8 protein-coding genes and 2 pseudogenes are annotated in these 13,090 nt (G+C 66.4%); 6 read left to right on the plus strand and 4 right to left on the minus strand.

Annotation, left to right across the window (positions count from 1 at the left end; all coding sequences use genetic code 11):
* Positions 1-7 precede the first annotated feature (7 nt).
* Positions 8-6,160: a PA14 domain-containing protein gene (locus tag OG738_RS03555; RefSeq protein ID WP_442875926.1), complete on the minus strand. Its 6,153-nt coding sequence runs from the start codon at positions 6,158-6,160 to the stop codon at positions 8-10.
* 398 nt (positions 6,161-6,558) lie between these two features.
* Between OG738_RS03555 and OG738_RS03560 the strand changes: the two genes are divergently transcribed.
* The 3 genes from OG738_RS03560 to OG738_RS03570 all read left to right on the plus strand — a co-directional run bounded on the left by OG738_RS03560 (position 6,559) and on the right by OG738_RS03570 (position 8,433).
* On the plus strand, positions 6,559-7,869 hold the full coding sequence (locus OG738_RS03560; protein ID WP_329051166.1) for a hypothetical protein: 1,311 nt from the start codon (positions 6,559-6,561) through the stop codon (positions 7,867-7,869).
* Positions 7,870-8,104: 235 nt separating this feature from the next.
* Complete coding sequence (locus tag OG738_RS03565) at positions 8,105-8,269, plus strand: TetR family transcriptional regulator (RefSeq protein ID WP_329051168.1); 165 nt, start codon at positions 8,105-8,107, stop codon at positions 8,267-8,269.
* Positions 8,269-8,433 (plus strand): hypothetical protein, encoded by a 165-nt coding sequence (locus OG738_RS03570; protein ID WP_329051170.1) that lies wholly within the window; start codon positions 8,269-8,271, stop codon positions 8,431-8,433. The genes OG738_RS03565 and OG738_RS03570 overlap by 1 nt, the downstream gene beginning before the upstream one ends.
* A 95-nt stretch (positions 8,434-8,528) precedes the next feature.
* Here OG738_RS03570 and OG738_RS03575 read toward each other — a convergent pair.
* Positions 8,529-9,170, minus strand: a pseudogene (locus tag OG738_RS03575) (ISL3 family transposase); the annotation flags it as partial.
* Entirely contained in the window at positions 9,167-10,444 is a 1,278-nt protein-coding gene (locus OG738_RS03580; protein WP_329051171.1) for an MFS transporter, read from the minus strand. The gene OG738_RS03580 and the pseudogene OG738_RS03575, both read right to left, overlap by 4 nt.
* Positions 10,445-10,574: 130 nt before the next feature.
* Here OG738_RS03580 and OG738_RS03585 point away from each other — a divergent pair, with 130 nt between their 5' ends.
* The 3 genes and pseudogenes from OG738_RS03585 to OG738_RS03595 all read left to right on the plus strand — a co-directional run bounded on the left by OG738_RS03585 (position 10,575) and on the right by OG738_RS03595 (position 12,502).
* Positions 10,575-11,522, plus strand: coding sequence for a LysR family transcriptional regulator (locus OG738_RS03585; RefSeq protein ID WP_329051173.1), 948 nt, complete (start codon positions 10,575-10,577; stop codon positions 11,520-11,522).
* A gap of 574 nt (positions 11,523-12,096) precedes the next feature.
* A pseudogene (locus OG738_RS03590) lies at positions 12,097-12,196 on the plus strand (Lsr2 dimerization domain-containing protein); the annotation flags it as partial.
* A 129-nt stretch (positions 12,197-12,325) separates the two neighbouring features.
* Complete coding sequence (locus tag OG738_RS03595; RefSeq protein ID WP_329051175.1) at positions 12,326-12,502, plus strand: hypothetical protein; 177 nt, start codon at positions 12,326-12,328, stop codon at positions 12,500-12,502.
* 104 nt (positions 12,503-12,606) lie between these two features.
* On the opposite strand, the gene OG738_RS03600 is transcribed toward OG738_RS03595, so the two are convergent.
* Entirely contained in the window at positions 12,607-12,855 is a 249-nt protein-coding gene (locus OG738_RS03600; RefSeq protein ID WP_329051177.1) for a hypothetical protein, read from the minus strand.
* Between the last annotated feature and the right edge of the window lie 235 nt (positions 12,856-13,090).

Below are 13,090 nucleotides of genomic sequence, written 5' to 3' on the forward strand. Positions count from 1 at the left end.
GTAAAGGCTAGAAGGCAATCGCGCAGAGCGGTAGTGCGGGACCGCAGGCGGGCGAGGCGAGTTTACCCAACCACCAAAGTATGCCAATCCCGGCCAGGCCCGCTCCGGCGCGGCCCCAGCCCCCCGAGTCTTCGGGTTTGGACCAGCGCGGCACAGTGCTGCGATAGCTTCCGCGGTTGAGCGAAGGAGAATCGCGCATCAGCTCGCGATTACGCAAGGACAAACCCCCGCCGTGGAGCCGCGCGAACGATCCTTGCTGCCCCTTCTTGGGGTTGCCGAACTTGTTGGGATTCAACGGGATGTTACGACGGCCGCCATGGCGGTTTCCTTTGGCATGCTTGTCCGAAGTGCGCTTCTTCGCCTTTCGGTGGCCCTTGCGGCCCTGCTGGTTGAGACCGTTGTCGTCCCCGTTTTTGGGCCGCATGCCGTCGGTGTCGGTGGCGTTGATCGGGTCGGCGTTGACGTAGTCGTAGTCGTTGGCCGAGCCGCCGTCCACCGGGTCGACGGAGAGGAATCGTCCGAGTGCCGGGATGTAGGGACGTGCGCCCATCTGTACCAGTGCCAGGCCGCCGGCGTGTTCGTAGGGACGCTGGTGGGTGCCGAGCCAGCCGTAGTCCATTGCCCCCGGCTGGTTGTCTGGGACGTTGTCCTTATCGGTGTTCCCGCTGGTGGTCAGCGGCTCGCCGTAGGGCGTGTAGGTCCGCAGCGCGCCAACCTGATGGCCGCTGCTGTCGGTGGTGAGAACAAGGTCACCGCGGATGCTGGATGCGTCCCAGGTGGCTGCAGCGCCGTCGTAGCGTGCCGTGTAGACGACACCCCCGGGCAAGCTGAAAGTACGGCTGAGCAGCCGCTTGTCGGCGGTTGCGAGTGTCAGCGATGCGGAGTCCCCGTCACCGAGGTAGGAGTACAGCAGATCGGTGGCGGTGTCGCCCTGCGCGACGTTGCGCCTGATGATCCGGTTCGTGGCATCGCGGACGTAGGCGACGTCGGCGCTTGCGGCGCCGGTGACGCGCACGGTGAGGTTGCGGTTGTCGCTGTCCCAGCCGAGGGAGGTCGTCCCGCTGGGTGTCGTGAGCTGGGTGGTGTTGCCGTGGGTGTCGTAGCTGACCGCGCTGATCGTGGTCGCTCCGGCGACGGCAAGCAAGCGGTCGGCGTTGTCGTAGCAGTAACCGGTTTCCGCGGTCCCGGCGCTGGTCTGGTCGAGCAGGCGGACTCGGTTGGTGTTGAGACCCGCGTTGCTCGCGCTGCCCGTGGGGCAAGTCGCAGCGGTCGGTGAGGTGAAGTCATAGGTGTAGTGGTGCCCGGTGACGTAGGCCTCGGCGAGCCGGCCCGCCGTGTCGTACACGTAGTTCGGCCCGTCGGGGCGAGCGTCGACGCCGCCGAGGGATTCGTCGACGACGGTGCCCGCCCGACTCCGGGCAACCTGGGCCACAGTCGTGGCGCCGTCGGCGCTCTTCCACGTCAGGCTCGTTTCCTGTCCCGCGGCGTTGCGGCCGACGCTGCTCAGGCTCATACCGTTGGCGTAGGTGACGGAAGCCAGCTCGCCGGCGCTGTCGTAAGTCGTCGTGGCCAGCGTCGCCGTGCCGTGGGTGACCGTGGTCGGACGGCCCGCGTCGTCGTAGCCGAACGTCGTGACCTGCGGGGTGTCAGCGGCGTTGGGCGGGGTCACCTTCTGCTGGCTGACCCGTCCCACGACGTCGTAGGTGGTGTCGGTCCGAGTGCCGTGGACGTCGGTGTACGCGACCACGCGTCCGAGAAAGTCCGACGTGGCCGTGACAGTGCCGAAATTGTCGCTGATCGAGGTGGTCAGCGGATCACCGCCGACGGCGTAGTTGTGGGTGACGGTGCGTTCACCACTGGTCGGGTTCGCGGGGCTCTTCACCACCGTGACCCGGTCCCGGGCGTCGTAGGTGGTGCAGACCCAGTCCCCACTGGTGGCCTGAGCAACAATTCTGCCCGACGCGTCGTAGACGTTCTCGTCGGTACGTGCCGTCCCCGACGCCGGTGTGGGCGAGGTCAGCAGCTTGGGCTGGCCGCCCTGGTTCACCGCGGGACTGCCGGCGACGCAGGGGTTCGTGCGGGTCTCGGTGTCGCCGTAGTACGCCGTGGCCGTGGCTGCGCCGTTCGGGGCGCTCCGCGTGGTCGCACGAAGGTAGCCCGTGCCCGGCGCTTCGTAGGCCGAGGCTGTGGTGAGGCGGCCGGCCCCGGCGCCGGTGGAGACACTGGTGGCTGCTCCGAAGACAGGATCGAGCCCGTTCTGGCCGTACTGCGTGCTGGAGATCTTGTCCGGCACGCCATCGGACTCGGACTCCACTGTGGACGTGGCCAGTCCGTAGCGCGGTCGCAGCTGGGTGCCGGGGACGAGCTCCTGGGTGCCGCTGGGGGTGGTCCAATTGAGGTCAAGTTTGGCGTAGCCGCCGTTGTCGTAGTAGTCGATGCGGATTTTCTTGGCCTGGCCGGGGGTGTCGCTGTGTACGGTGGCTTGGCGCCAGGCGGGGTTGCTGATCTGCCAGTAGTCCATGACGAGCTGGTCGTCGATCCACATGCGGATGCCGTCATCGACGTAGGCACGCAGGGTGTAGTCCCCAGAGGCAGGGAAAGCGATCTCACCAGTCAGCCGCAGGGAGAAGCCGTCACTGGAGACGCCGGGGGTGACGTCGTTGCTGTACTCCCACGGGCTCTTGAGCGTGCCGTCGGTGGTGCCGATGCCCGTGGTGTAAGCCTTCGGGGCTCCGGTCAAGGTCAGGTTGTCGTACCAGGACGCAGAGAGGCCGTTGATGCCCTCGTCGTAGCCGGTGTGGGAATGTCCGACCGTGCCCGCGCACGCAGCCGTCGGGAGTTGACCGGCGAAGCAAGAGGCGGGCGCAGGGCCGTAGCTGTCGGTGGGCCGGTCGGCGTAGTCGTAGACCGTGGTCGACACCCGGTTGGCTGTATCGGTCGAGGTCAGTTCCTGGTCCTTGACGTTCCAGGTTTCGCTGGTGGTGCGGCCGGTCGCGTCGGTGGTGGACAGGGCGCGGTCGGCGTCGTCATAGGTCACCTTGGAGTAGAAGCCGGTGGCCGGGTTGATGCCGGCGACGTCGACGAAGGTCTGGCGGTTCGCCGGGTCGTATCGATAGGTCCGGCCGGAGCGAGGCTGACCGATGGCGGGAACGGCGAAGCTGACGCCGCCGGCCTTCGGCTTCGTGGACGTGTCGTAGCTGATAGTCGTGGTCAGGTCACCCGCGTTGGCGTTGCGGTTGGCCGGGTCGGCGGCGATCCAGTCGTTGGCGACGCTGTCGCGGGTGCCGGCGAGGAGGCCTTGGGCGTTGTAGCCGTAGTCGGTGATCTCTGAGCCCGGGTCCTCGATTCGCCCGAGGCCCAGCGTGCCGGTGCCGGTGTACCAGAGGCGGGTCTCCGTCCCGTCCCAGTAGCTGATGCGGCACAGCATCTGCGACGGCGGCAGCGCGGCGGCGCCCGACGGCGGGGTGACACCGCCGTAGCAGTCATCACCTGGGCGGTTGTAGTGCAGCACGTGCGAGCGGCCAGAGACCGGATCCTTGATCTCCCACAGACGTGACGGCGTGCCGTCATAGAGGTATTGCAACGTCGCCGGTTTCCGGCCGTCGAGCACGCTGGTCTGCGTCTCCAGCTTGCCGTCGGACCGGAAGACGTAAATCGCGCCGCCTTCGTTCAGGGTGACCTTGCCGGCGGTGTCGAGGGCAATGGTGCCGTCTTCGTTGTCCGGTGCGGTGTAGCCGCCGGTGCTCTTCTTGGTCCACGTGTGCTTGGCGCCGGTGGCGTCGGTAAGCACGATGTTCTGGTCGGTGATCTTGGCTTCGGTGTAGCTCGAGCCGTCGCCGTCCAGGTCCGCCGACAGCGTCCACCCCTGGGGCAGGACCGGCAGATCCGAGGTGAACAGCCAGTCGGCCGGCACGATCTGCGGTGCGACGGTCGTGTTGTCGGTGGTGCGGACGAACAGGCGCATCTTCGCCGCGCCGGTCGCTTCGGCGTTCTCCACCTTGATCGGCACGCGTTGCCCGGCGGTGAGCGAGACGCCGGTGGCCTGGGTCCAGTTCAGGTCGCTGGCGGTGTTGACCTCGTAAACCTTGGCGTTATTGATCCACACGGTGCCACCGTCGTCGTGGACACCGGCGAACTGGTAGGTCCCGGTGACCGGCGCCTGGAAGAAGCCCTCCCAGCGGGCCACGAACCAGTCCGCGGGCAGGGCCGGCGCGAACGGCGAGTCAGTTCCCCAGTCGACGTTCACCTGCGGCTCGGTACGCACCAGCACCGGCTGCTGGGCGTCGTTGATGATGCCGTTGTGGGACAGGTCGACGAAGTAGGACGCCTTGAGGCCCTTGTTCTCGACTTGCTGGGAGTTGTAGGTGAAGCTCAGCCCGGCATTGCCGCCGACCGTGGTGAAGGTGGGCGTTTGTTCGGCGGTCGAGACGTTGCCGTTGGCCAGGTTCACGCTGATCGGTCCAGCACTGTCCACCGGCGACGGGCCGTGATCGCCGATCCGCTGATCGATCTTGAAGTGACCGACCCAGGCGGGGGTGATCGTCGTGGTGCCGCTGTAGGTCATCGCCTGCCAGGTGTAGGCGACGCCGTCCTGCAGAATGCCGGCCGGGACCGTCCAGGTCGGCGTCGTCAGGCAGCCGGATTCGACGACGACACCGGACTTGGCGTCGGCGCCGGTGGCGATGCGGAAGCAGTACCTCACCGCGTCGCCGTCAGGGTCGGTGACCGGCGCGACCGACAGCGTCGGCGTGAGCGACGTCGACACGGTCCCGTCCGCCGGGCCTGCCAAGGTCGTGGCGGGGGCCGGGGTACCGGTGTCGACGGTGAGGGTGGCGTTCAGGTTCTTGTACGTCCAGGTACCGGGGTTGTCGGACCCGATCAACATGAAGGAGACGTTGGCATCACGAGCGGTGACTCGGGCGCGTAGGAAATCGGTGAACGCTTGGCTGGAGAACGAGCCGACGTCCCCGACCAGGGCACTGGCCAGGAACGGGCCGACGCCGTTGTAGTTGTTGTCCGAGGCGTGGTAGAGGTTGGTGTTCCAGGTCTTGACCGACCCGACGACGCTGGTGTTGCGGGTGACGTCCATCGTCGCGCCGACCACGGTCTTGCCCCACAGCGGCGAGTAGTCGAAGTGCGCGACCGAACGGTTGTAGGTGTCACCGTTGGCCTGGCTGTTGCCGATCCGCAGCCCGCAGTCGTTGCAGGTGGTGCCATCGGAGCGGTAGGCGAAGGAGTACTGCACCCCGAACGTCACGGTCGGGTCCACGAATACCGGATATACCCGCTTCGCGTCACGGAGCCAGTTTCCGTCGACCGCGACCGTCAGCCACCAGTCGTTGCCGGTCCTGTCGAGGGCATAAGTGCCGCCGGTCATCGCCGGCGCCGTCTGGCCGCCACCGGCCGAGTCCCACGTCTCCACCGGCGGCAGCACCAGCTGTGCCGTACCCGCGGCGTCGGCCAGGGTGATCGCGCCGTTCTTCTCCAGCCGCGGCGTCAGCCCGTTGGTGGTGAGCTTGAACCGCCACGACGACCGCCCGTCCGCAGGTGGCCGCTTCAGCTTGATCGTCTCCTTGACCGAACCCGGCGTCACTTCGTAGTCCAGGTCGGTCCCAGTGGCGACGTCGGGGTAGCTGACGAAGTCACCCTTCACCGTGGCTGCGGCGGGCGCGGCCTGGTCCAGGCTCAATCCCGCGCTGTGGCCACTGGTCTCGACCTTCAGCACCGCCGGATCGTTCGCTTTGGTCGCCAGTGACGGGCTCAACGGGTGGACGTCCGCGTCGGCGCGCTTGGTCGCCGGGTCCGTGGCCAGGGTGGTCTGGACCGGCTGCCACTGGCCTTTTCCGTCCTGCACGTTCAGCGGCTGGTTCGATTCCCGGAACGAGTGGGTGCCATCGGGATTGCGGTACTCGGTCGTGAACATCGAGCGGGACACCGGCGTCGAGCGCTGCGGATCGAAATGAGTCCCTGCACCCCCGTTCAACCGGCTCTGCCCCGCAAAATCCGCCTTCGACGGCGCCTGAGCCGCGGCCGGGACAACGGCAGGGGACGGCAATAAGCCGACCTCACGCGGGTCAACCGGAGACGCTGCGGCCGCCGCCGGCGGCGCGATCACCGCCTCCACACTGCCGGTCAGCAACGCCACGACCAGCACCAAGATGAGCAGTCTCGCTCGGTTCAGAACACGAATATCCAGCAACCGCAGCACGGCACGCCCTCCCCCTGGCCAGCCCGCTTACGCGTGCCGCCTCCACCCGCCCACCGCGAACGTATGCTCCGTGGGGTGAAACCCGAACAAATCGCACGTATGTCGGTTTTGCCCGCATGCCAGGACTTTGACCTGGTCCGCTGCTCACATCGCCGCGACCTCACACCGGCGTTACACCAATGAGTGAGACGAAGAACACAGTTGATGTTCGATTGTCGATGCCGTAGTGGCGCGGGTCAGATGTGGGGCGATAGCGCCGAATTGGGCTACACAATCCCCCGATGGTGAGAGACGGAGAGGTGCGTACGGCCACGCATTGATAGCGGTGGTCGTTGACTACCCTCTGGCGGGTGACCACAGCGATCGATCCGTCCGCTCCCGCCTCTCAGGAGGCAACCGTCCGGCAGAGCAGGGTCGCCCGGCGGACGGCGGTCTACCTCACTCTGGCGACGGTGTCGCTGATCAATCTCATCTCCTACGCCCCGCTCGACGTGCGGGCGCACGAGAAGGCCTGGGGCGACGCGCTCAACTACTACGCCATGTCCGAGCACACCGGGGCCCAGGTCGATAACCCCTTTGCGCTTCGGATGCTGAGCCCATGGCTGGTACACCTGGCCGGCAAGGTGACCGGGCTCCCGCTCGATGTGCTGTGGCTCGGGTTCACCGCTGCGGTCACACTGGCATGCACCGTGGTGTTCTTCGAATTCTGCTGGCGGCACCTCAACCTGCAGCTGTTCACCTCGGCGGTCGCGGCGATCGCGCTCGGCTGCACGTTCTGGTATGGACCCTACGCCTTCAGCAACCCGTTCCTGGTCGACCCGCTGAACAATCTGCTCTATCTCGTCGCGTTGTGGCTGGTGTTCAAGCGCAAGCTGGTGCTCTTCACCGTCGTCATCGTCGTCGGCGCGATCAACAAAGAAACAACATTGCTGCTGGCCCCGTTGTATCCACTGCTGGCCTGGACGCGCGCGCGGTCGCTGCGCGACCGCCAGGTGCTTTTCGGTGTACTGGCCGTGGTGGCTGCGTCGGTGGCATACGTTGGCTTCCGCATGTGGGCACAGCACCTGATCGGGAGCACCTACAGCTTCGGCAGCGGACAAGGAAACCACAGCCTCGCCTCGAACATTGTCTTCGCGCTATCGTCGAACAAGCGCGGCGAGCACGCCGCACTCTTCGACACGTTCCACTTCTTCTGGCTTGTCTCCGGCTACGGGCTTTACCTGCAATACCGCCAGAAAGGCCCGCGTAGCCCCCTGTTCGTGTCCAGCATCTACCTGGCACTCTGCTGCCTCGCCGGACGAATGGTCGCCACAGACACCCAGCGCGTCTTCGTAATGCTTGCGCCCCTGGTCATCGGCGTGGTCGCGGTCACCTTGGACAGCCAGCGCAGCGACATCCGGCGCCTTCTTGTCGTCCTCCTTGCCTTTCTCTATCTCGCGCTCAACCTGCAACTGGTACCCAACGACATGAAATTCCTCGCCGAGGTCGGCGGCCTGGTCTTGTTCGCCGCTCTCGTCTCTCCGCAGACCTGGCTTTCTCGAGGCCGTCGAAGCGCCGCTCCAGCCGACCCGCGGACTGAGGATTTCCCACCACGCCGCGGAACCCTCAGCCTCAGCGAGGAACCGACGACCAGACGGCCGGCCTCCGAGACTCGACCGTGAGGATCACACGCTGACCGCCGAGCCTCAGCATGCCGCGGTGTGACGATTCCTGAGTCGTCTGCGAACTACCGCTGTGACCGATTCGGGGCTCCCCTCGGCCGCCCTCGGAGTGGGCACTGTCCGCAGTGACCGGTCCGCGCTTCGTCGACGGAAAGTGACAGCCACCGGAATCTCCTGTGACCAGGGTGAGGCGGCGCGCCGCTGATTCGTCCGCAACGGCTTCCACCGCACGTCCATGCAGGACGTGTTCGCCGAGTCGGGCCGGTCCGCCGGCGCCGTCTACCGGTACTTCCGCAAGAAGGAAGACCTGATGCTCGGCGTCGCCGCGCAGAACCTGGACGACATCACCGCGGTGCTGCGCGCCGCGGTGGCCGGCGGGGAGCGCAGTCTGTCGTGGTGATGGCCGAGCTGCTGCGTGCCGTCGCCGAGCGGCACGCGAACCGCGATCTCGCGGCCGTCGCGCTGATGGTGTGGTCAGAGGCGCTGCGCAGTCCCACGCTGGCCGAACGGCTGCGAGCGGCCGTGCTGCGCCCACAGACCTTCCAGGTCGGTGAAACCGGCTAGTGCCTGAGCAAGGAAGGTTGGCGTTGTAATCGTGTCGCGTGGACATCCAGGCTGGTGACCGCGAGGCTTGCCGGTGGCGGTGAGCCACGGCACGTACGCCTGGAGCGGCCCTCGACCATGTCGAGCAGCCGTGCAGGTCCGGTGCCGTCACGGATCTCGGTGAGGTCGATGATCACCGTGACGTGCTTGTCGTCACGGCGGGTGTGACGCCACACGTGCTCATCAATCCCGATCGTGGTGACGCCGTCGAACCGGTGCTTGTCATCGATCAGCAGCCGCTTGCCTTCGGCCAGGACGGCGTCGTTGGCGGTGTCTCACGCGACCCCGAGCCCTTCGGCGACCCGGGCGACGGTCAGGTGCTCCGACCACGATCGCTTCCAGCGCCGACCGCAGCCCGCGGCGCGACAGCTTCGCTCGCGGCTCGGCCGCCAGCGTGGTGTCCTGACGCCAGACGTGCTTGCAGTCGGTGCATCTGTAGCGACGACGCACGATGATCTCCAGCATGGTCGGGCGCCAGCCCAGCGTTCGTGCGCCAACCGACGGATGACACTGTCACGCGGGACGCCTTCACCGCCGCAGCGACGGCACCACTGATCGGACTTGACGACCCGGCACGTGATCACCGCGCGGTCTACCTCGCGACGCTGTCCTATGGCTTCGAGGCCGAGCTCGTCGAGTCGGCAGAACGTGGTCAGGTCAGGGCACGCGAAACCCGCCGCCGTATGGCGGGCGGTCACATCTCCTCAGTGATGAGCGGCCTCGTTGGGCGCTCGCCAGGTGCCCCGGTGCGCGCCGGGGCGCTGTCGCGCGATGTCGCAGCCCGGAGCAGGAACAGGGGCGTGGCAAGCAGCAGAAGGCCGGCCAGCCCGATCGCGACCCTCGTCGACGTCAGCGCGGCCAGGACACCCCACGCGAGGGTGAGCAAGGCCGTGGCGAGGCTGCTGCTGATCTGCCACGCCGACAGCGTCCGTGAGAGTCGCTCGTGCTCGATGTGCTTGAGCCGGAAGGTCGCGACCACCGGGTTGAACAGGCTCATCGCGATGATGACACCGAACTCGATGGCCATGACCAGCAGCAGTCCGGCGATGCCGCCGGGGGTGAACGCCAGCCAGATCGGCCACAGGACCGCCCCGACACCGGCGATCTGCATCACCTTGTGCTCGCCGTACTTGGCGACTGTTGGGCCTGCGAGACGCGAGCCGATGAACCCGCCGATGCACGGTACGGCGAAGGCGAGCCCGTACTGCCACGGCGCGAAGTGGAGGTCGCGCAGCATGAGCACCGCGAGCAGCGGCTCGGTCGCCATGAAGAGCCCACCCACAGCCAGCCGGTTCAAGAAGATCGGCCGCAGCTGCGGGTGGTTGAGCAGGTAGCGCCAGCTATCCGGCACATCCCGCAGAGCGATCCTCTTGGTTGTGTCCTTCACGGGAGCAAGCTCGTGTCCGCCGATGGCGGTGATGCCGAGCGCTGAGAGCAGGTAGCTCAGGCTGTCGGCGACGACGGTGGTGGTGTAGCCGAACAGGCCGACTGCTGCACCGCCCAGTGGTGGGCCGATCGCGATCGAACTCCACGTGGTGGACTCGAAGCGGCTGTTGGCCGCCAAGAGGTCGTCGCGGGTTACGACGGACTTCAGGTATGCGCCGCCGGCGGTGGCGAACGCGATCTTGGCGCCCGCAACCACGATCGCGACGAGCAAGAGCTGCACGTAGGTCAGCCAGCCGAACCAGTAGGCCAGCGGGATGGTCGCCATCGCGACGAACCGCAGCAAATCCATGGTGATCATGACGGGCCGCTTGCGGCGGGTTTCGATCCACGGGCCGGTCGGGACGGCGACGAGGGCACCGACGATGAGGCTGGCCGACGAGAGCGCAGAAACGCTGGTAGGGCTGGAATGCAGGACGCTGATGGCGATCAGCCAGAAGGCCCCGAACCCGAGACCGGAGCCGTAGGCGCTGACCGCGTACGCGGCCCACAGCCATCCGAACTGCCGCCCGAGCTTCCTGCGCGCCACGTCGTTCCTCCATCTGGTGTCCACAACCGTCGGTTCTGCTCGGGTTATGCAATCCCGAGCGGCAACGTAGGAGGTAACAACCGATCGGGCGGCGCGCCACAACTGTTCGTTGTGTCTCTAGGGTGGGTGGATGGACCTCGACGCGGTGCGGACCTTCCTCCAGGTCTCTTCGGAAGGACAGTTCCAGAGCGCGGCCGACGAGCTCGGCATCACCCAGCAGGCCGTCTCGAAGCGCATCGGTGCCCTCGAGCGTGAGCTCGGCGTGGTTCTCTTCGCCCGCGGACCCCGCGGCGCCACGCTGACGGTCGACGGCCAGGCGTTCCTGCCCCACGCCCACGAGCTGCTCCAGGCTGCGGACCGCGCCCGCGCATCGGTGATGCCCGGACGCCGAGCGCTCCGAGTCGACGTACGGAACCGGCGGACGGCACCGGCCACGCTCCTGCACGCCTTCTATCAGCAACGCCGCGGGCGCGACCTGGACGTTGTCGCATTGCCCGACCTCAATCTCGAGGCGGCGCTGGCCGCCGTCGCGGGCGGCGCCGTGGACGCCACGTTCCGCGGTCTGACCGACCCGAGGAGGCAACTCTCAGGCACGGGACTCTCCAGCGCCCTGGTCATCGAGGACCGCCACGAGCTGCTGGTCGGCCCGAAACACCCGCTTGCAGATGCTCCGTCTGTGACCCCACGCCAGCTCGCCGATCACCCGATCTGGATGCCAGGGCTGCCCAGCGGGGACGAAGTCGCGGCCTACTACGCCGAGCTCGCCGCCACTTTCGGGATCACCATCGACGTCCTGGGCCCTGCGTTCGGGGCCGAGGTGTTGATGACCGAGATCGCCGAGTCGGCGACGCTCGCGAACCTCGTCGGCGAAGGCTCCCGCTATCTCTGGCCCGCGCACTACGACCTTCGACGCATCCCGATCGTCGACCCCACACCGGTCTTCCCGCTGTGGGTCATCTGGCGTACCGACAACCGGCAGCCCGATCTGGCCGAGCTGCTCGCCTTCCTCGAAGCCGACTTCGCCGGCCGACAAGGCAACGGCAGCTGGCGCCCGTCCTGGGCACGCCACGGCCACTAGTCAGAGCTGCCGCAACTCTGGTGAACAGCCGCGACGCTGTCACCGTGTCAAAGCTCCCAGTCCACCCTCATCTGTGATGAGCCAGGAATCCGCGCGACATGATTGCCGAAGACCGCTATTGCTCGACACCACCCTCCGAGCGCTCGCGGGCACACAAGCCATGAGCAACACCGCAGAAGCCAGCGTCCCGATCGGCATTTCACGACGAGCGACAGCTTTGTCACCCAAGACTCGGGAGCAGGTTCTCCACGATCATGCCGAGTTGTCCAGCGAGTCCACGGGTAGAGAGCACATGTCGACATCATGCTGCGTGAGGTGCACACAAGTCCGGCGTGCACCTCACGCGCTTTCGCGGCATCGACATTCCACTTGCTGTTCGACGTGTTGACAGGTCATCGCAGGCTCCTCTGCCGCGAGATCGTCACGACGCAGGCCCAAACCGGTGCGCGTCATAGTCTTGAGCTGAACGCTATCGCAATTGCGGCAATACCGATCGGTATGTATGATTTCGATCGTTCCCACACATCGTGCGCCAATAATCAAGGGCACACGGTCAACCTACTGGAGAATTTACATGGCGCAAAAAGTACTTGTCGAGATGCTGGACGACCTCGATGGCAGTCCCGCCGCCCACACGGTCCCGTTCGGCCTCGACGGCGTCAGCTACGAGATCGCCGGCGTAATGAAGCGTGGATCTCCTTCTCGCGCAATAAGGACATTTGTGGCGCACTGCCCGGGAGCGCGGGTGAGGAACCGACCCAACGGCCGACAGTTTTACTACTTGATCCACCCATTCTGACGAGGTGGCGACCATCAGTTTCAAAGCAACACTCTCGGTCCGCGCCATGGTCGCGACGGCGGCCGGGCCGAGCATTCCGATGTCCGGCCAGCAGCGGGAAGGGGAGGCGAGGCAGCCTGCAGCTCCCCGCGGGCAGGTCGAGCTCGCCTTCGTCGTCACGAAAGATCACGCGGTCTTCTGACTGCACGCCGACCACTAGCGCAGCGACGTGGCCGCCCACGAGGTGCGGGCTGCGCAAGTTCGCTGGCCGACCGCCCGCCGCTCAAGGCCGCCAAGGGCCGGCACCTATCCAAGCTCTGCGACGGTGACCTCGGTGACGTCAGTCGCTACAGCCAACTCTGCGCAGTAGTCGTCGACCCCTACCACCCAGATCGGTGGCAACCGCGCGGCAAACTGCCGCACCGTCACGTCCACGACCACGTTGCCTTCCAGCAGTGCCGCACGGTGCATGAACGCCACGGCCCTGGTGGAAAATACATCGAGCCAGCCGACCACGGCTGTCTCGTCCGCCCGGAGTCCGATCGAACGCAACACGTCGACAACCGTCGGCGTCCACGTCAAACAGTCGCCATCGACAGGTCGGTCAGGCAACCGTAGCCGATCCTCAGGAGATCACAGACCTCGCTATGACCGCCGTCATTCCCGCTCAACTTTGTTGTCACGACAGGCATTCCATTGGCCTTCGAGGACCAAATGAGCGCGGACACCAAGCTCGCGCCCGATCTGGCTCATGTGCTCTGGTGGTGCCAGCGTCACGACAGTCCAAATC

It is taken from the genome of Amycolatopsis sp. NBC_01488, assembly GCF_036227105.1.
Classification (GTDB): Bacteria; Actinomycetota; Actinomycetes; order Mycobacteriales; family Pseudonocardiaceae; genus Amycolatopsis.